General features: G+C 36.2%; 17 protein-coding genes. 1 reads left to right on the top strand and 16 read right to left on the bottom strand.

The window, feature by feature from the left end; translation table 11 throughout:
* Positions 1-8 precede the first annotated feature (8 nt).
* The 6 genes from EVI01_RS06965 to opp3b form a co-directional block, all read right to left on the bottom strand.
* Complete coding sequence (locus tag EVI01_RS06965) at positions 9-482, bottom strand: DUF4352 domain-containing protein (RefSeq protein WP_010750435.1); 474 nt, start codon at positions 480-482, stop codon at positions 9-11.
* Positions 483-764: 282 nt separating this feature from the next.
* Positions 765-1,781 carry an RNA-guided endonuclease TnpB family protein gene (locus EVI01_RS06960; RefSeq protein ID WP_010750434.1) on the bottom strand — a complete coding sequence of 339 codons (1,017 nt, stop codon included), beginning with the start codon at positions 1,779-1,781 and terminating at the stop codon, positions 765-767.
* Positions 1,782-1,794: 13 nt separating this feature from the next.
* Entirely contained in the window at positions 1,795-2,748 is a 954-nt protein-coding gene (locus EVI01_RS06955) for an ABC transporter ATP-binding protein (protein WP_010750433.1), read from the bottom strand.
* Complete coding sequence (locus tag EVI01_RS06950; protein ID WP_010750432.1) at positions 2,723-3,805, bottom strand: ABC transporter ATP-binding protein; 1,083 nt, start codon at positions 3,803-3,805, stop codon at positions 2,723-2,725. The genes EVI01_RS06955 and EVI01_RS06950 overlap by 26 nt, the downstream gene beginning before the upstream one ends.
* Positions 3,806-3,810: 5 nt before the next feature.
* Positions 3,811-4,854 (bottom strand): ABC transporter permease, encoded by a 1,044-nt coding sequence (locus tag EVI01_RS06945; RefSeq protein WP_010750431.1) that lies wholly within the window; start codon positions 4,852-4,854, stop codon positions 3,811-3,813.
* Positions 4,855-5,796: an oligopeptide ABC transporter permease gene (gene opp3b / locus EVI01_RS06940; protein ID WP_010750430.1), complete on the bottom strand. Its 942-nt coding sequence runs from the start codon at positions 5,794-5,796 to the stop codon at positions 4,855-4,857.
* A gap of 82 nt (positions 5,797-5,878) precedes the next feature.
* Here opp3b and EVI01_RS06935 point away from each other — a divergent pair, with 82 nt between their 5' ends.
* On the top strand, positions 5,879-6,223 hold the full coding sequence (locus EVI01_RS06935) for a DUF3899 domain-containing protein (RefSeq protein WP_010750429.1): 345 nt from the start codon (positions 5,879-5,881) through the stop codon (positions 6,221-6,223).
* Between the two features lie 68 nt (positions 6,224-6,291).
* Here EVI01_RS06935 and EVI01_RS06930 read toward each other — a convergent pair whose 3' ends face one another.
* From EVI01_RS06930 to EVI01_RS06885, 10 genes are all read right to left on the bottom strand, one after another.
* Positions 6,292-7,959, bottom strand: a complete 1,668-nt coding sequence (locus tag EVI01_RS06930; RefSeq protein WP_010750428.1) for a peptide ABC transporter substrate-binding protein — start codon at positions 7,957-7,959, stop codon at positions 6,292-6,294.
* 362 nt (positions 7,960-8,321) lie between these two features.
* Entirely contained in the window at positions 8,322-8,864 is a 543-nt protein-coding gene (locus tag EVI01_RS06925) for an aminoglycoside 6'-N-acetyltransferase (protein ID WP_010750427.1), read from the bottom strand.
* Positions 8,865-9,776: 912 nt separating this feature from the next.
* The gene (rlmN, locus tag EVI01_RS06920; protein ID WP_010750425.1) at positions 9,777-10,850 is read right to left on the bottom strand and encodes a dual-specificity RNA methyltransferase RlmN; all 1,074 of its coding nucleotides are present in this window, start codon (positions 10,848-10,850) and stop codon (positions 9,777-9,779) included.
* Positions 10,851-10,942: 92 nt separating this feature from the next.
* On the bottom strand, positions 10,943-11,206 hold the full coding sequence (locus tag EVI01_RS06915; RefSeq protein ID WP_010750424.1) for a hypothetical protein: 264 nt from the start codon (positions 11,204-11,206) through the stop codon (positions 10,943-10,945).
* A 32-nt stretch (positions 11,207-11,238) separates the two neighbouring features.
* On the bottom strand, positions 11,239-11,529 hold the full coding sequence (locus tag EVI01_RS06910; RefSeq protein WP_010750423.1) for a hypothetical protein: 291 nt from the start codon (positions 11,527-11,529) through the stop codon (positions 11,239-11,241).
* A gap of 18 nt (positions 11,530-11,547) precedes the next feature.
* Positions 11,548-12,792 carry a lipase family protein gene (locus tag EVI01_RS06905; RefSeq protein WP_010750422.1) on the bottom strand — a complete coding sequence of 415 codons (1,245 nt, stop codon included), beginning with the start codon at positions 12,790-12,792 and terminating at the stop codon, positions 11,548-11,550.
* A complete protein-coding gene (locus EVI01_RS06900) occupies positions 12,789-13,184 on the bottom strand; it encodes a hypothetical protein (RefSeq protein WP_010750421.1) in 396 nt (131 codons plus the stop codon). Before EVI01_RS06900 ends, EVI01_RS06905 begins: the two co-directional genes overlap by 4 nt.
* Before the next feature lie 605 nt (positions 13,185-13,789).
* Positions 13,790-16,237: a DNA translocase FtsK gene (locus EVI01_RS06895; RefSeq protein WP_010750420.1), complete on the bottom strand. Its 2,448-nt coding sequence runs from the start codon at positions 16,235-16,237 to the stop codon at positions 13,790-13,792.
* 302 nt (positions 16,238-16,539) lie between these two features.
* On the bottom strand, positions 16,540-17,976 hold the full coding sequence (locus EVI01_RS06890; protein ID WP_010750419.1) for a glycoside hydrolase family 1 protein: 1,437 nt from the start codon (positions 17,974-17,976) through the stop codon (positions 16,540-16,542).
* A 465-nt stretch (positions 17,977-18,441) separates the two neighbouring features.
* The gene (locus EVI01_RS06885; protein WP_010750418.1) at positions 18,442-19,275 is read right to left on the bottom strand and encodes an amino acid ABC transporter substrate-binding protein; all 834 of its coding nucleotides are present in this window, start codon (positions 19,273-19,275) and stop codon (positions 18,442-18,444) included.
* Positions 19,276-19,284 lie beyond the last annotated feature (9 nt).

Below are 19,284 nucleotides of genomic sequence, written 5' to 3'. Positions count from 1 at the left end.
TACGCCTCCTAATTTACATTAAACTTCCAAGATGCAAGTTCTTTTCCGTGTGGGTTATAACTTAAAGTAAACTCTTTTTCACCTTTATCAATTTGAAAACTTAGTGTTCCTTTTGCTTCTTTTTTAGATTCAATATCTAAACCAAAGTTTTCTGCATTTTCATAAGGTGTTACTTCTTTGTCTTTTACCTTTAATCTAAAGTCATACGCCCCAATTCCAGTTTTTTCTGCTGAGGTATTGACTGCTTTGATATCAATCATTACAATTTGTTTCTTATCGTTACTACCATCTGCTACCATACGTAAATTTTCTGGTGTTATTTCTAAATAATTAGCAAACTTTGTCTCAGAGGCTTTTGAATCATCGGTATTTTTTTGAGAGGTTTGTATATTCATACTATCCGTGGTACTTTTTGATCCACTACAAGCTGCTAAAATAAATGGGGTAGCCAGTAATGAAATATAGCATAATTTTTTCTTCATACTTTCGCTCCTTGTTATTCTTTTTCAATTACAAAGGAATTTTAATACATCCACAAAAAACTAATTATTCAAATTTAGAAAATAAAAAAAAAAAATGATAAACGAAACGGATTTTTCTCTAGTTTTATCAAACCCATCAAAAAAACAGAGAGTAACGTTCAATAAACGTTCCTCTCTGTTTTTTTGGTTTATCATAATTAGTGAGCTCTTTCTAAACAGAAAATTCCTAGAAACAAAAACATCGTGTGTTTTTTATTAACAAGGCGATCCCTAGTGCTCCTACTAGTTCATTTCATCAAACATCACTTGTTTTCCGATTTTTTCTAATGTTACACTTTTTTGATCACATGAAAGATGAGACTGCTCATTCATATTAATCAAAAGCAAAGATTTATTATACCAATGCGCTTTATATCTTAATTTATGAATAAATTTATACCAATCTTGAAGTGAAAATTTCGTTGAAAAACAATCATTTGGCACAGCTTCAATAAATAAATAATCATAATGACGTATGAGTTTTCCTGAGAGTTGTTCCAAATAATCTTCCTTTTGGTATTTTTGCTTCAAATAAAGGTCCATGACTTTTCTCTTTTGTTTTTGATAGTTCTTAGCCTTTTCTAAACGAACTTTCCGTTTTTGAGCAGCTTTACTTTTGATCCATAATTTTCTCTGAGCAATCTTTATGCTGTCTTGCGTTTGCTTAAGTAATGGCAATTGCACATTCAGTGGAGAAGATGTTTCAATCAATTTTTGTGGATCGTATGCTACGCCAATCCAGCGATTTGAACCGTCTAAGTTTTGATCAGAGACTTCACAAAGTAAAGAGACATAAAACACCTCATTGTAACGAGCTGAAATCGTGGCTGATCGAATGACCCCTTCAACTGGTCGATGAAGATTCACTTTAATTCGTTCTTTTTGTTTTGGCAGTTTTAAATAATTTTTTTCTAAATAAATGGTGCCATTTTGATTGTTGGTTGTATAAGACTGCCACATACTTTTTTTATTTTTTAACTTAGGAAAACTTGCACGACCTTTAAAGTAATTACGAAATGCACGATCCAAATTTAATTGGGCGTTTGCTAGTGCTAGACTGTCCGCTGTTTTTAAAAATGGATACTTCTTTTTTAAAGAGGCAGGTGTCACCGTATAATCGATGGCACCTGTTTTAGCGTAACTTTCTTGTCGAGCTTTTAATAAGTGGTTATACGTAAAACGAACACAGCCAAAATTTTGAATAAACCATTGCTTTTGTAAAGTAGTCGGGTAAATTCGGAATTTAAAGGCTTTTAGCATAATCACTTACCTCCTAGGTTGTCACAAGTAAGGTTTCCTTTTTTTGTTTTAATTTTTTCGTATAATAAGCCACTTCTTGCTCGGTTGCATAAACAAAATGTTCAGGAGCGATTTCTCTTAAACAACGTTCTTGTCCATCATCAGGCTCTGCTTGATATTTAATTCTTTTGCGTTGTCTTTCATGATCAGGATCTGGATGCGGAATGGCTGATAACAAACTTTCAGTGTAAGGATGCACGCCATAATTATAAATCTCATCGCTGGTTCCCATTTCTAATAAGCGACCATTGTGCATCACACCAATACGATCACTAATATGTTTGACCATTGATAAGTCATGGGCAATAAATAAGTAAGTTAATTGCTCTTGTTTTTGTAGGTCTTGTAAAAGATTCACCACTTGTGCTTGAATCGAAACATCTAAAGCAGAAATGGGCTCATCACAAATAATAAAGCGAGGATTGACCGCTAGTGCCCGGGCGATCCCGATCCGTTGACGTTGCCCCCCTGAAAACTCATGAGGATAACGAGTGCCATGACTCGGATTTAACCCTACAGTACGGAGTAACTCGTCTACTTTTGCAGAACGTTCGTCGGGTGATTTTACCAAACCATTGACATCAATTCCTTCTGCAATGATGTCTCGAACTTTCATTCGAGGATTCAATGATGCATAGGGATCTTGAAAAATCATTTGAACTTCATGGCGAAACTTAGCCATTTCTTGTTTTCCTTTAAGTTTGGTCACGTCTTTTCCGTCGAATAGAATTTCTCCACCAGTTGGCTCATACAAGCGTATAACTGTTCGTCCAGTCGTTGATTTTCCACTGCCGGATTCACCAACTAATCCAAAGGTTTCTCCTTCATAAATATGAAAACTGATGTCATTGACCGCACGAACTTCATTTTTTTTGCCCACATTGAAGTATTGCTTCAATCCTTTAACTTCTAACAGTTTTTTTCGCATTGGTCATCCCCCCTTGGCTATATGCTTTTTGTTTTTCTTCAAAAATCGCCCAACGTCGCTTAATTTCCTCAGGTGGATTGACTTTTGGTGCTTGAGGTGCCAATAGCCATGTAGCGGCTTTATGTGTTTTTGACAATTCAAAAAATGGTGGTTCCTGTTCCGCATCAATTTGTAAAGCAAATTCATTTCGGGGATAAAAAGCATCCCCTTTAGGCGGATTCAATAAATCAGGTGGCGAACCTGGAATGGCATAAAGTCGCTCATTGCCACTATCTAAGGTTGGCATCGATCCTAATAATCCCCATGTATAAGGATGTTGCGGATGGTAGAAAATTTCTTCTGATGTGCCAACTTCGATAATTTTCCCACCATACATAACTGCTACACGATCAGCCACATTAGCGACTACGCCAAGGTCATGGGTAATGAAAATGATAGATGTGTCGATTTTTGTTTGGATTTCTTTTAAAAGCTCTAAAATTTGAGCCTGAATTGTTACATCTAAAGCCGTGGTCGGTTCATCGGCAATTAAAATTTCTGGATAACAGATCAACGCAATGGCGATAACAATCCGTTGGCGCTGACCTCCTGAAAATTGATGAGGATAACTATTAATCCGTTTCTCAGCATCTGGAATCCCTACTAATTTTAGTAGCTCTAATGCAGCCTCTTGCCCTTCTTTTTTTGACACCTTGTTGTGTTTACGTAAAGATTCAGCGACTTGTTTCCCAATCGTCATCGTTGGATCAAGAGAAGTCATCGGATCTTGGAAAATCATGGCAATTTCTTTCCCACGAATTTTTTGCATTTCTTTTTCTGTCTTCTCAACAATGTTCTTGCCTTTGAATAAAATCTCGCCAGAATCAATGTTGGCATTACTTGATAACAATCTCATAATACTTCTCGTGGTGACTGATTTCCCACTTCCAGATTCCCCTACAATCGCTAGGGTCTCTCCTTTATTTAAATGAAAATTGACACCACGAATGGCTTGAACTTTTCCAGCATACGTATCAAATGAGATTTGCAAATCTTTCACTTCAAGAATTTTTGTCATAGTACTCACTCTTTCATTTTAGGATCAAAGGCATCACGTAGCCCGTCAGCTAATAAATTGAACCCAATCATGATAACTGACAACGTAGCTGCAGGAATCCATAATAGATAAGGAAGGTACAAGAATGTTTTATACCCATCGCTAAGCATGGTTCCTAAAGAAGCAGCTGGTGGTGTTAGCCCTAAGCCAATGAAACTTAAAAAGGCTTCAAAGAAAATGGCTGTCGGTATACTAAACATCATTTGGATAATAATGACGCTTGAGATATTCGGTAAAATATGTTTAAAAGCAATTTTTAATTTTGATTCACCTAATGTCATTCCTGCTAATACATATTCTTGATCTTTCAATTTCAATGTCTGTGCACGAACAATACGAGCCATAGGAATCCAGTTCGTAATGGCCATCGCTGCGACGATTGAAAAAATACCAGGCTCAAAAACAACGAGCATTAAAATCATGACGACTAAGTTAGGTATACCAGATAGGATTTCTAAGAAACGTTGCATGGCATTATCAATACGTCCGCCTAATAACCCGGAAATCAATCCATAAGCCACACCAATTGTTACGTCTAAAAGAGCGGCGATAAACGCGATTAGTAAAGAGATTCTTGTTCCCATAAATAAACGACTCAACACGTCACGTCCTAAACCATCTGTTCCTAAAAAGAAATTAACGTTCGCAGGGACATTCGCTTGGGCATATTTATCAACTAATTCTCCGCCAACCATTGCCTTCCCATTCAACCCATCAATATTGATACCAGGAATACGGGGAGGTAAATTAATATAATCGACATTTTGAGCGGTTGGATTATGTGGTGAAACAAAAATAGTAATGATCGAAATCAAAATGATGATTGATAATAGAATCATTGAGACAACGGCTGCTTTGTTTTTCTTTAAACGGCGCCAAGAATCTTGAATAAAATTCAATGAAGGAGTCGCAATTTGTTCACGTTCTTCTTCTGTACTTTTTTGCAACGGAAGAAATTTATCTGCCGGAATATCTGCAATGTTTTCATAACGCTTTGGTAACAATTCCATCTAGCTTCGACTCCCTTCTGAAACACGTATTCTTGGATCAACTAACCCGTAAAGCAGGTCTACCACTAATATCACAAAGATCAACATAAAGGAATAAAGAATGGTCACAGCCATAATAGTGGGATAATCATTAGTCGTAATTGACTTGACAAACTGTTCACCAATACCTGGTATTGCAAAAATATTTTCTACAACTAAGGAACCAGTCATCAAAGCAACGGCTAAAGGTCCTAATAATGTTAATAATGGAATTAAGCTGTTTCGAAGGCCATGTTTAAAAGCAATTTCCCAACGACTTAACCCCTTAGCTCTTGCTAATTCAACATAATCACTGTGTAAAACCTCGACCATCTCCGTTCGAATAAAACGTGCGGAATCAGCTAAAGGTGACATGGCTAACGCAATAGTTGGTAGGATTGTATACATAAAACCATCCCATTTCGCAATTGGCAAGACATGTAATTTAATTGCAAAGATATATTGTAGTAAAACCGCAAAGACAAAGTTAGGAATTGAACGTCCTAAAATAGCAATCAAAGTGGATGAAGTATCTGCCCATGTATTTTGTTTCATGGCAGAAATGGTTCCCAAGATCGTGCCAAAAAATGTACCAAAAATAATCGCCTGTAGTCCTAATTGTAAAGATGGACCGACTCTTCCAGCCAATAAATTAGCGACTGGTTGATTTTTAAACTGGAAGGAAATACCAAAATCTCCTTGAAGTAAGTTTGACAAATAAATACCGTATTGGACAATCACCGGTTTATCAAGACCTACTTGTTTATTCAGCATAGCAATCGTCTCAGGACTTAACCGCTCTTGGTTGGTATAAGGTGTACCTGGTAATAATTGCATTAACAAGAACGTAATCGTTGCAATCAACCAAAGTGTGATTACCATAAAGAAGACACGTTTCAATACATATTTTATATAACTATTCACTAATGTTTCCCCCTAGCTTTTGACTTCTGACAAATGTTTCGCTACATTATTAATAATGAACCAAAGATAAAGGAGCAAATGGATGAAAAAAAAGTTTCTACCTTACGTAATTGCGGTGGTCTTGATTCTCCTAATTATGATAAAAAATAGTTTGAATCATTCACTCACACTCACTCAATTATCAAATGATTTATTTTTATGTGCGTTGCCGTTTTTAATTATCGGCGGATTTTTATGGGTTTTTTCCTCAGGTTTCTTTGATCATTTTCAACGATCTATTTATTTAGCCCGTACAAGAAACCGCAAGAAAAAACCAGAATTTTCTTCACTCTCGTCTGCCAGCTACGGTATGTATACCTTTTGGCTGATCATTGCCGGAATCTTACTTGCTCTTTCTGTCTTATTAGCAATTTTAACGTTTATTTGATAAAAATTTAAAGGAGAGAGATTGAGACAATTGTCTCAATCTCTTCCTCTTTTTTTTGCGCTAATTGCTTATTCTTCTACGTATGTCCATTTGTAATCCCATGAAGCTCCTGCTGCATGATGAACAATTCCTTTGATTTTTTCATTGACTAAGTGACCTTCTGCTTTTTGGTAAACTGGAATGACACCCATATCGTCGGCCATGATTTTATTTGCTTCTTGTAAATCAGCCCAGCGTGCTTGTTCGTCACTCGCATCTTTTGTATTTGAATTTGCTACTGCTTTATCGTAATCCGCATTACTCCATTGTCCACGGTTGTAAGAATTACCTGTAGTGAATAAATCAGTAAAGCTACTTGGGTCAGAATAGTCAGCACCCCATCCACCTAATACAGCATCAAAATCACCTGATGATGAACGATCTAAACGAACAGAAAACGGTACTGGTGTTGGTTTGACTTTTATTCCATCTAAGTTTTCTTGAATTGAATTTTGGATATATTCAATTACTTTTTTCGATGCATCATCATCAGAAGCCATCAAGTTAAATTCAAGAGAATCAATGCCAAGTTCTTTCTTAGCTTTTTCCCAATATTCTTTGGCTTTTGCTTTGTCATAAGAAACAAGTTCGCCCGCTTCTTTTGCAAAGTCTTCATTTGTTTCTGGATTTTTTGAAATATCAGCTGGAATTAATCCAGTAGATACCACAGAACCATCACCTAACACTTGTTTAACCAATGCTTCACGGTTGATTGAATAAGAAATGGCTTTTCTTAAGTTTACATTGTTAAACGGTGAATCTTTTTCACGTTGATTCAATTCAATGTAACTTGTACGTGCTTCTTTGACAGAAGTATAAGCAGGATCATTTGCATTTTGTTGGGCTAATTCACCTGAAAGGATGACATCATCCGCTTGTCCATCTTTGAATAGATTTAAAGCTGTAGAAGATTCTTTCACTACACTTACTTTAATTTCTGATAATTTTACAGAATCTTTATCCCAGTAATTTTCATTTTTCTTATATGACCATTCAGTATCTGTTCCTGGCCCATCAAATCCTTCTAAAGTAAATGGTCCATTGTAAACGGCTTTATCGCTTGCTGAAGCATAAGCATCGCCATTTTTCTCAACAACGGATTGATTTTGTGGGAAGAATGATGGGAAAGCAAGTAAATATTGGAAATATGGCGTTGGTTTAGTTAATGTAATTTCTAATTCATAATCGCCTACTGCTTTGATTCCTAATTCTGATTTGTCTTTCTTACCAGCAGTGATATCTTCAGCGTTAGCCACTGGTGCAAAAAGATAAGCATATTCAGAAGCTGTCGCAGCATCTACTGTCCGTTGCCATCCGTAAACATAATCAGCAGCAGTCACAGGATCTCCATTTGACCATTTTGCATCTTCTCGTAATTTGACTTTATAAGTTAACCCATCGTCACTTACATCTGCAAGTTCACTCGCACCTGCTGGTTGTGGTTTACTGTCTTTATCTAAACGATAAATTCCTTCATAGACATTATTTAATGCAGTAAAACTAATGGTATCTGTTGCTAAAGATAAATCTGCAGTTGGCATTTCTTGAGGTACGACTAAATTAAATACTCCGCCTCCATCAGCAGAACCGCCATTAGCTGAATTACTACTTTTTGTATTTGAACTTCCTCCGCCATAACAGCCTGCAAGTACTAGCCCACTCAAAGCTATCATGCTAAATACCCATTTCTTTTTCATCTCTCGTACCCCTTTTTTCGAAATTTTCAGAATAATTAATTTTTTCTGAGTTGTTTAAGATTTTAATGAATAATTATTAAAAAAGCAATACCTTTTGAATGATTTTTTTTAAAATAATCGGAAAAATGTGAAATATCCAACATTTTTTTCAGAAAAATAGCTGATTTTAAAGGTTTTTTTACAATTTAGAAAAAAATAAAATAATTATTGAAAATAAACCTTCCTGCTAAAAGAAGGCGCGAATGTTCGGATTTAGCAAAAAAAATATCAGTTGTCATTTTTATAAACAAAAAAACATGCGAATGCTAAAGAATAAAATCACTGATTTTTTCTTTAACATTCGCATGTAACATGTATTTAATTTATTTGATTTTTTTTACAATACGTTTAGCCATCCAAATGTCAGGTTGGTACCATCCATTGGCATCTGGTATTACTCCGACGATTTGATAACCTAACTTTTCATAAAAGCTGTAAGGGTGATGATTTTTATTCTTTATTTCTTTTAATTTCTCAAATGTTTGATCAAATAAATCGACTTCACTCAGACTAGTTTGTCCCTCGGTGTCATCAGTCCCCAAATAGATAACGATTCCACCACGTGAAGCAACTTCTTTTTCTAAATAAGTAACTAAGCGAGTACCAATTTGCTGTTTACGATGTGAGCTTGCGACCACTAAAGGATGTAACTCCCAACCAGTTTTGCCATATTGGGGAATCGCTCCAACAAAGCCAAGCAACTCATCTCCTTCAATTGCTGATACCGCAATACGCTCCGGTGTCAGCAATTGCTCTACCTCTTTCATCGGCTCTTTGCCGTATTCATCGGGCCAAGTTAGCCTCAAAAGATCCGCAAGCTGGTCTCTTAAAACTAAATTATCACGATCAAATTCACTGATGATCATAGCCATTCCCCCTCTTTGCCTATTGTAGCAGTACATAAATAAAAAAAGAAAAGGTTATGCTTATGAAAGGCAAAATAGGTGACTTCAAGTGTAAGAAGCTAATTTTGAAAACTATAGGAAACAATTTTTATCTATTTATTTAAAGCTACTTAGGCTACAAAAGAAACTTGGTGGGAGTAATAGAGAAAAGATTAATTCCTTCAATTGTACAAGCGAATATAGATAATGTTCCAAATAATTTTCATGAGTGTTAGAATAATTAAGGCGATCGTTCAAAAATTATGCTTATTATCAACAAGCACTTGTTTACAGTAAAAAAAGGAGAGTGATGGCTATATGAAACTGGAAAGTATGACAAAGCATAGAAAGACTTTTATATTTTTATGGTTAGCTATTATTTCGAGTCTTGCAGTATTTCGGGTTACTGAAAATTTTCTATATGGATTGTTCTGCTTTGGTCTTTCTTGGCTACTTTATGGACTTGGGTTGAGCCAACGTAAACGACATTAGTACAAAATTTTACAGGTAGAATTAAAACATCAAAAGACGACAATCCTTGTGGTTTGTCGTCTTTTAGCGCTTTATTTAACGTATGAATAATTCTTATTCCCATCAAACACAATTGTTTTAATTTCTCTTACACTTCATTTATCTTTCCCATGAAATTCTTAAGATAATCACTCACTTGATTTTCTTCCTCTTTTTGAAATGAGGGCTAAGCTTTTCACTTATCATTTAATCTATATAAATTGTTTGAACAATCATTGAATGTTTTACTATATAGGCTATTTCTGTGTATCCTTCTTTTTCCTATAAAAAATGGCAAAAACCGTCCATCTTCTATGAGTGGACGACTTCTGCCTCAAATTCGTTCAACTAAAAAATGTGTGTCATTCCTAAGTTCGTCATTTTTTATTTTGTTGTTGCTTTTTCCTTTTTCATTTGTTTACTACGTAATTGCCCGCATGCTGCGTCAATATCTGTGCCATGCTCTTTGCGGATCACACAGTTGATGCCATTTTTTTTCAATACATCATAAAATTTTAAGACATCTGCTTTAGGGCTTCTTGAGTATTGATCATGTTCACTTACTGGATTATAAGGAATCAAGTTTACATAGGTCAGTTTTTTCTTATCTTTTAGTAAATCTGCCAACTGTTGGGCGTGCTCTGGACGATCGTTTACTTGGTTTAACATAATATATTCAAATGTGATCCGTCGATTGGTTTTTTCTAGATAGTCATCGACTGCATCCATCAATTTTTCAATTGGAAAACTTCGATTGATACGCATGATTGACGTACGGATCTCATTGTTTGGTGCATGTAGTGAGATTGCTAAGTTTACTTGTAACCCATTGTTAGCAAATTCTTTGATTTTATTAGCCAAACCACTTGTTGAAACGGTAATATGTCGTGCCCCAATGGCTAACCCTTTCGCATCATTGATAATATGCAAGAAATTCATGACATTATTATAGTTATCAAAAGGCTCTCCAATCCCCATCACCACAACATGAGAAACACGTTCGCCTTCTTGTCGCTCGTCAAAGTAGTGTTGGACCATCATGATCTGTGCCACAATTTCCCCCGCAGTTAAATCACGGTTCTTCTTTAAAAGCCCGCTGGCACAAAATGTGCAACCGATATTACAGCCTACTTGTGTCGTGACACAAACAGATAATCCATACTCTTGTCTCATTAAGACAGTTTCGATCATATTTTTATCAGGTAATTCAAATAAATATTTCACTGTACCGTCAGATGCTTCTTGGACAACCATTTGTTTCAATGGATTAATGATAAAGTGTTTGGTTAATTTGGCAATTAAATCCTTTGACAAGTTGGTCATCTCAGCAAAATCTCTTACACGCTTTTGATAGAGCCATTCCCAAACTTGTGATGCTCGAAATTTTTTTTCGCCGTTTTCTAAAAACCATGTCGTCAATTCTTCAATTGTTAAACCGTAAATGGATTGTTTTTCCAAAATTATTTCCCTCTTTTTTTCAAAGTATCGCTACATACTATAACTGATTCTAGGTTCTAATGCAATAGTTCACAAGGGAAAGAACACGAATCTCAGAAATTTTTCAATAGCTGTTGTTGCTTGACTAATACTTCATTTATTTTCTTTCCAAATTCGCCTTTCACATGTTCCTTTAAGTCTCGATTCGTCGCCTCAATCATTCTTTGTGCAACTTTAATTTCACCCCTTTTCTTTTTGGAAACTGCTTGTTTCTTAGCGTAAGCTAGTTGAAGATTAATCTGACCAATCACCTGTACATGATGTTGTTCTAAATTTTTTTCTAACCCTTTCAGTAACTCTTGCGCAATTTCAATCAAGTGATCAACCCACTTTATTTATTTTTTTGACATTATTCTGTTTGATTGAATTGCTCGGCTATTTCCAACCGTTTAAGCAACTCCTTTTTTTCTAACATCATTTTCTTAACATATGACTCCTCTAAATCAGCGATCGTTCGATGGGCTTTGAGAATCGCCTCATGGGCTTCACCGTATTCTTGAGACAAACGATGTATTTTAACATGCGCCTCTTGAATCAAACGCTCTCCCTTTTTTTGAATCATATTTAATGTTTCCCATTCCTTTTCCAATTTAAGATAGGTTTGTTTTTGCGCCATAAGTCGTTGTTTATTTTTATCCATATATGGATCTCCTAATTCTTATTTTAACAATTGAGCAAGTTCTCGGTCTCTTTGAAGTATTTCAGCGATTTTCTTGTTCAGTTCTTGTGCCAATCTTTCAAATCTTTGATCTATTTTTTTTGCTTGATTGATTTGTTCTTGATAAAATCTAGCAGGTTCAAGAACAAGTTTTTGTCTTGTTGCTCCGCCAATGGCTAAATATTCTTTAATCTCTATATCTGAAAGTTGATTCGTTTGGTATTTGGCTAATCTTAGCATTTTTTTCCAATCCAATTCAGTCTCGCTGATAGCTGTTTGATAAATGTTCACTGTTTTTGTCAGTGCTAATTGATGCGTTGATTTCGCTTGATGTATCACTAAAGAAGCTTGTTGACTGTCTAAGTAAAGACGGGCATTCGTAGATAAATTCCCATCATTTATTTTCTTCAATTTTTCTCTTGTTCTATGTAAAGTCGCTAACTCGGTCTCAAAGCTTTTATTTAAATAATATTCCTCTTGTTTTACTAATGCTTTCTGATTGAAATCATTCTTTGGAATCACTAGTCTTCCTTTAGCATCGAATTTCCAACTTGCCAATGAATGGTAGGCTTGTGCAAAAAGCGATAGCTCCATTTCTAAATTTACTTTGATCTCTGCTCCAGTTCTATCTCCCATAAAATTACCAAGAAAATCACCTCGATGACGATAATTTTTCAACCAACTTCTATGTTTTTTTGCCCATTTTTTAGCCTTTGACGTCAATATTTCATATGGATCTGGACCATTAAAACTGACGCTTCTCCACTGGTTCTCTGTAGCAACCATCAAAGCCAGATAAGCGCCCAATGAGTGTCCTGTCGTTGTGATTTGTGCATCACTATAGGACTGCTTGACTTTATGAGCAAATTGTAAGGAAGATGTCGCTTGCCCGTCTAAACGTTGAGGACTGCGGTCAATTGAAAAACCGGGACTCGCAGTTTTATCAAATAAACCGCCAATAGTAATTAAATCGGTCATAATATCATTGATATCTGCTGTATTTGTCCCCGCATAAACAATCACGATTGAGGATTGGTCAACAACACCATTTCTTATCGGTGCCACTGCCATTGCTTGCATTCCATCTGTTTTAGAATTTTCTTGTATTTTTAAGATTTTAAATGTCGTCTTTCCAATTAACTTTAGGACACCTTCTTGGTATGTTGGATTGTATTTAGGATGTTTTGGATCCAACCAATAAACATGTTCACTTAGATAACGATAGTCTTCGTCTGTTATCGTCATATATATGCGACCTCACCATTCATGTAGGTCACTTTAATCGTACTAGTTGTTCGTCCTTCCTTTTGGACTTCTACGTCTTCTAAACCATAACTGCCAATCTTACTGGCTTGTGTTGTGTAAAAATAATCAAAATAAACGGCTTTTCCTTCCGTATTTGTCATGGTTACAAGTGCGCCATAAGTGCCTGTCGTATGATTTTTTTCAAAATGTTCGACCTTTACTTCTTGAATATCTGCAAATTTTTCTTTTAGAACTTTCACCGACTGTCTTTCTGCCGCTAGTAACTCTACCGCTCTTTGTTCCTCTCGACGTTTCAGATAATGCGTCCTTCCAATACCTATTATGCCTACACAAAGGAAGATACTTAAAATTACTTTTAGATATTTCTTCATTATTCAAGTCCTTTCTTTTTTCTCTTTCTATAATGATGACTGATAACGATAAATTACATTTTTAAGCGATTCTTTGTCGCTTATCCAAACCTTTCTCTAACTAAAAATACGCACATATTTTTCTACTATTTTTATCTTTTGATAAAAAGATTTATCTAGTAATTTTTACTTCGTTTGATTTAAAACGCTTACAAAAGTGATTGGTTCTTTAAAAATAGAAGATGGAGAGGACATAAGTTTGTTTTAAAACTGGATAAACGATGTTCACAAGCTAACCTCTTTGACATTAACGCTATATTCAACAAAATATGCTCAGCTGTTTTATTAAATATGACGTTAATGCTTGAGGCTTAACAACTTTTTCATGATTTCTTGTTATAAACTGCGCTCAAGGGTTTGTATCCGTAATAATAAGACCAAGCAGAGAAAAATAGTTACATATATTTTTCCCCTGCTTGGTCTTATTTTGTATAGCTTTTTTACAACCTATCCACGGTGTTCTAGAAGCTACTCCTCAACAAGGGATAAATTTCAAAAATATGAAAAGCTATTTTAAAAAATATTCTCCTATTTGCTCAGAGCTGATCGCTTCTATCACAGCCTTTTTAAGTTTCTTGATCGGTAGGAATCATGTCGGTTGGTTCTTCGACTTGTTCAATAAATACTTTTCTTGGCTTACTTCCTTCCGATGGACCTACGACGCCATGTGCTTCCAATTCGTCGACTAAACGTGCCGCACGATTATAGCCAATTCTAAATCTTCGTTGCAAAAGCGAGATACTTGCTGTTTGCATTTCGATGACTAGTGATTTGGCTTCTTCGAATAGTTCATCTTGTGGTTGATCCGTGACAGACCCATTTGACTCCACTTCATCGGTTGGCATCATTTTTTCTTCGTAATGCGCTTCTTGTTGATCGGTTACAAAGCTTACGACTCTTTCGACTTCATGATCAGAAATAAATGCCCCTTGTACACGAATTGGTTTATTTTCTCCCATTGGCAAGAAGAGCATATCCCCTCGACCTAAGAGTTTTTCTGCTCCGTTAGAATCAATAATTGTTCGTGAATCTGTTCCGCTAGAAACGGCAAATGCCATTCGTGAAGGAACATTGGCTTTAATGATTCCTGTGATAACATCTACACTTGGTCTTTGTGTAGCTAAAATCATGTGGATGCCGGCTGCACGTGCCATTTGTGCTAAACGGATGATCGCATCTTCTACTTCATTACTTGCCACCATCATCAAATCAGCTAACTCATCAACGATTACCACAATAAATGGTAACGTTGGATGCTTCGTTCCGTTTTCTAAATTCTTTTGCTGAACAAATTCATTGTATCCCGTGATATTTCTAACCCCAGTTGCCGCAAATTTCTCATAACGTTCTTCCATCTCTTGGACAACTTTCTGTAAAGCTTGGGCGGCTTTTCTAGGGTTAGTAACAACCGGCGTCAATAGATGAGGAATCCCATTATACATATTTAATTCCACCATTTTAGGGTCAATCATCATCAGTTTGACTTCATGAGGTTTCGCTCGCATTAAGATACTCGTGATGATCCCGTTTATCGCAACTGATTTCCCACTACCTGTCGAACCAGCTACCAATAAGTGGGGCATTTTTGAAAGATCCGCTGTTTGGACTCGTCCAGAAACGTCACGACCTAAAGGAACTTCTAACAATTTATCAGGATGATTGGGTTGGGCTTCGATGATTTCTCTAAAAGAAACCATACTAATTTTACTGTTTGGTACCTCGATTCCAATCAAAGATTTCCCAGGAATTGGGGCTTCCATTCGAACGTCTTTAGCCGCTAGCGCTAAAGCAATATCATCGGTTAGACTAACGATTTTACTTACTTTTACCCCTACAGCTGGTTGAACTTCAAATTTCGTGACAGAAGGTCCTAAACTGGCTTTCACTACTTTTGCATCGACACCAAAGCTTTGAAAGGTTTGTTCCAAGACGCCAATATTTTTTTCGATTTTTTTGTACTCATCACTTTGATCAGTCGTTTTTACAGAATCAAGTAAATCGATGGAAGGTAATTCATAATCTTGGTTTTCTTGTTCTGCTTCAATTTCAAATTCTAGAGCTGAACCATCGTCTTCTAATCCTTCATTTTCCAGTTGATCCACCAGCGTATTTGCTGGTGATGATGACTCTTCATTTGGTACGTTCTTTGTTACAGGTGAAACCGTTCCTTGAAAACTGTCAATTGGTACAAAACTTAATTGTTCTGGTTCATCTTCTATCATTTCTTCCTGATAAGAATGCATCGGTTCTTCTTGTTGTTTGCTCAATCGTCGTTTTTCAAGTTCAGCAATTTCAGCTTCTGCCGCTTCTTTAGCTGCTTGTTTTTTCTCTTCACGAGCTTGGGCGCGCTGTTGTTGCCGTTCTTCTTTGGCTGCTTGCTTTTTCTCTTTTTTGGCAGGGTCTCCTTCTAGTAACTCTTGAAGTCGTTCGCCCATCATTTGCAAACCATTCACCAGTTGATATCCTTGTAGATCACTAAATAAGATGGCACCAGTCACAAGCAATAAAATTGCGACAAAATAACTACCTGGTTGTGCGATCAAGAAGTAAGTAAAACTGTATAATGCTGCTCCAACCATACCGCCACCCACATTGTTATCTACTTGGCTTTGTTTGATGTCACTTACGAGTAGATCCCAAGTTGTTCCTAGAATATTAGGTTCGCCACTATGGAGTTTTCCAAAAAGATGCGCATGTAAAAAGAGTAAAATACCTAAATAAAAGAGAATACCACCAAACCAGCGTCGACTCTTTCCTATTTTAAAGTTGGTGTTTTTAACCACGACCCAAAAGCCTAAAACCGCTAATAACAAACAGAGAATTTGATAACTATTTCCAGCAATAATTCGAAAGCCATTCGCAACTAAAGTACCTAAAAACCCTAGTTTTAAAAAGCCAAAGACGGCAAATAATACCAAAGTAAATCCAATACTGATTGCAAGAAGTTGTTCCTGCTGTTGTTGCTGCTTTTTCGTCTTTTTCTTTCTCTTTGCAGGACGTTTTTTCTTTGCCATTTTTATCCCTCATTTCATCAAGTTCCATTATACAAAAAAAAGCGAGGGAACAAAAGTTTTCTTTTTTAGCTATGTCTATCATTGCTTTCTTTTATGGAATAATCACTGAATAAGTAAATCATGAAATGACATTCTTGACTAAGATATAAAAAGCCAGAATTTCCTTAAGATGAACGATCTTTGGAAATTCTGACTGTTTGCTAATCATGATGACTTTTTACAAATTTCTTATTGTTTCCTTGAGTGAACAGATTGTTTCGTTAGAAAAAGCAACCTTTATCTATTTTTTATAATCAACTGCTTTATAGATTGGCTCCATTTTCTTGAATCACTTGTTGATACCAATAATAGCTATCTTTTTTGTAACGATCGAGTGAACCGGCTTGCGTTTCATCTTGATCCACATAGACAAACCCATAGCGTTTTTGATAACCGTTCAACCAGCTTAATAAATCCGTATAGGACCATGTACAATAACCTAACACTTCGGCTCCATCAGAAATCGCTTCTTTGATGGCTTTGACATGGCTGGAAAGGTAAGCTATACGATAGTCGTCATGGATTTTTTTGTCTTCTGTCAACTGATCATATTCTCCTAAACCATTTTCAGTGATCAAGACTGGCGTGCGGTAACGACTAGTAATTCGTCGTAACGCAATCCGTAACCCTTCTGGATCAATTTCCCAATCCCAGTTGGTTCGTTCTACAAAAGGATTTTCTACTTTTTTATACATACCAGGAACTCCAGTCTCTTCAGATGATCCTTTTTTCCCAGTCGTATTCATTTTACCTGCTCCAACTCCATCAATTGGGTTAAAGGCATTCGTGGCAGTTTGGTAATAATTGATTCCTAAGAAGTCAGGCTTCGCAGATTCTAACAGCTCGGCATCTCCAGCTTCCATTGTTGGCGCCCAACCACGTTCTTCTAAAAACTTCATCGCAGCGATTGGGTATTTGCCCCACATATACACATCCATCCAGTAATGAGCCATTAAATCTTCGGCATTTTCTGCCGCTAGGATATTTTTAGGATCACTATTGAGTGGGTAATTTGGTGTATAAGCAAAACTTGGTCCAATTTTTCCGGGCATCTTTAGTTCATGGAATTTATTGATGACAGAGGCATTGGCTAAGTTTGCGATGTGGTTCACTTGATACATTCGTTTTGGGTCAGTCACACCTGGCGGATGCGCTGCTAATAAATACCCCAATGAAGTAAACACGTTTTGTTCATTTAAACTAATCCAATAATGAACTTTTCCTCGAAAAGCTTGGAATAAGGTTTCCGCATAATTCGTGAAATCTTCAATAATTTGGCGTGATTCCCACCCTGCATATTCCTCTTGTAAAGCTTGGGGCAAATCCCAATGGTATAACGTCAACATCGGTTCAATGTCATTTTTAATCAGTTCATCAACCAACTCTTTATAAAAATCCAATCCTGCTTGATTGACTTCACCACGTCCGTTTGGAAAAATCCGTGTCCAAGCCACAGAAAAACGGTAAGCCTTTAATCCTTGTTCTTTCATCAAGGCAATATCTTCTTTAAAACGATGGTAGTGATCCACCGCTAAATCGCCATTTGTTCCTTTAAATGTTTTCCCGGGAATCCGCACAAAACGATCCCAGACGGATTCACCTTTGCCGTCTTCTTGCCAAGCTCCTTCGACTTGGTAAGCCGCTGAGGCCGATCCCCATAGAAAGTTATTAGGAAATTCTGTTAGTTTTTGGTGTTCCATCAATCTCTTCCTTTCTTGCTTCAATCCTTACTAAAATAGAATAACACGAAACCCCTTACAATACAAAGAGAGAAATAGGACCTTTTTGACGGTCGTGACAATTTTATTTTCTTTATTATCCATTGAATTTTGACATTGATCTTCTTATTTACTTGAAGCTGTTCTTAAGTGTTAACTAAAATCAAGGTAACAGTATTCATCGCATTTCTTATGCGAAAACGAAACACAAAAAATCAAACCCACACAGAACTGTTTTTCGATTTTCGTGCTTAATTGTTGAAACAGTTTCTACTTTTCATGACCTATCTAAGGAGTTCAAAAACTTGTCGCTACAATAATAAGCCCAAACAGGGGAAAATAGGTAGAACTATTTTTCTCTGCTTAGGCTTATTATTTGAGGAAATTCAGACTTTTCACAACTGCTCTTTGTTACTCCTGTCCTGTTAAAAACTGATGGAGCTTACATCATTCGCTCTTTTTTGTTTCGTGAACTGGTGTGACATCTTCTCCGAACCATTTCTCTGAAATCATTTGGAATTCTCCTGTTTTTTCTAATTGAGCGATTCCTTCATTGATTTTTTTCACTAATTCATCGTCACTTTTGCGCGCACCAACCACAAAATCTTCGCTTTCATAATCACCGGTTATCATGTTAAAGTCATCAATTTCATTTCTTTGTTTCAAGTAATATCCCGCATAGACTTTATCCATTAATAATCCATCAATCCGACCGCTCTTCAAATCAATTAAGGCTTCATTAAAGCTATCATATAAAACAGCATCTTGATTTTTTACTATGTTTTTTAATACGTTGGGTTGCTTGGTAAATGCATCATACCCAGAAGAGCCATTTTGAGCACCTAACAGCTTACCTTTCATTTGAGCAAAACTTGTGATTCCTGATTTTTTCGGGGTAATCAATTCTTGCTCATTTTGCATATATGGTTTGGTAAATTGAACTTTTTTAGCCCTTTCTGCTGTTTTTGAATAACCATTCCAGATAAGATCAATGGTTCCATTGTTTAATTCAAATTCTTTCATTGACCAATCGATCGGTTGAAAGACAACATTTATGCCATATTCTTTAAAAACGGCTGTCGCCAGGTCAATATCGAATCCTGTTAGTTTACCTTCCTTGTCTCGAAAGCCCATTGGTACAAACGTATCATCTAATCCAATGATTATTTTCTTTTCTTCTTGAATGGTTGCCCAATTGTCTTTGTCTGCCTTTTCATTCCTACATCCGGAAAGAAAGATGATCCCTGCAAAAATGGCGAGTAACAAACTAATTTTTTTCATCATACGCCT

It is taken from the genome of Enterococcus villorum (assembly GCF_007990225.1).
Lineage (GTDB): Bacteria > Bacillota > Bacilli > Lactobacillales > Enterococcaceae > Enterococcus_B > Enterococcus_B villorum.
Note: the sequence above shows the minus strand (reverse complement) of the source record. Positions and strands in the feature narration are given on the sequence as shown.

Bases quoted from the DNA above. Each gene is read 5' to 3' on its own strand.
- EVI01_RS06890 (WP_010750419.1), bottom strand. From the start codon at position 17,976: ATGGAACACCAAAAACTAACAGAATTTCCTAATAACTTTCTATGGGGA.
- EVI01_RS06930 (WP_010750428.1), bottom strand. From the start codon at position 7,959: ATGAAAAAGAAATGGGTATTTAGCATGATAGCTTTGAGTGGGCTAGTA.
- EVI01_RS06950 (WP_010750432.1), bottom strand. From the start codon at position 3,805: ATGACAAAAATTCTTGAAGTGAAAGATTTGCAAATCTCATTTGATACG.
- EVI01_RS06900 (WP_010750421.1), bottom strand. From the start codon at position 13,184: ATGAAGAAATATCTAAAAGTAATTTTAAGTATCTTCCTTTGTGTAGGC.
- EVI01_RS06905 (WP_010750422.1), bottom strand. From the start codon at position 12,792: ATGACGATAACAGACGAAGACTATCGTTATCTAAGTGAACATGTTTAT.
- EVI01_RS06910 (WP_010750423.1), bottom strand. From the start codon at position 11,529: ATGGATAAAAATAAACAACGACTTATGGCGCAAAAACAAACCTATCTT.
- EVI01_RS06955 (WP_010750433.1), bottom strand. From the start codon at position 2,748: ATGCGAAAAAAACTGTTAGAAGTTAAAGGATTGAAGCAATACTTCAAT.
- EVI01_RS06895 (WP_010750420.1), bottom strand. From the start codon at position 16,237: ATGGCAAAGAAAAAACGTCCTGCAAAGAGAAAGAAAAAGACGAAAAAG.
- EVI01_RS06925 (WP_010750427.1), bottom strand. From the start codon at position 8,864: ATGATCATCAGTGAATTTGATCGTGATAATTTAGTTTTAAGAGACCAG.
- EVI01_RS06945 (WP_010750431.1), bottom strand. From the start codon at position 4,854: ATGGAATTGTTACCAAAGCGTTATGAAAACATTGCAGATATTCCGGCA.
- EVI01_RS06935 (WP_010750429.1), top strand. From the start codon at position 5,879: ATGAAAAAAAAGTTTCTACCTTACGTAATTGCGGTGGTCTTGATTCTC.
- EVI01_RS06965 (WP_010750435.1), bottom strand. From the start codon at position 482: ATGAAGAAAAAATTATGCTATATTTCATTACTGGCTACCCCATTTATT.
- EVI01_RS06960 (WP_010750434.1), bottom strand. From the start codon at position 1,781: ATGCTAAAAGCCTTTAAATTCCGAATTTACCCGACTACTTTACAAAAG.
- EVI01_RS06885 (WP_010750418.1), bottom strand. From the start codon at position 19,275: ATGAAAAAAATTAGTTTGTTACTCGCCATTTTTGCAGGGATCATCTTT.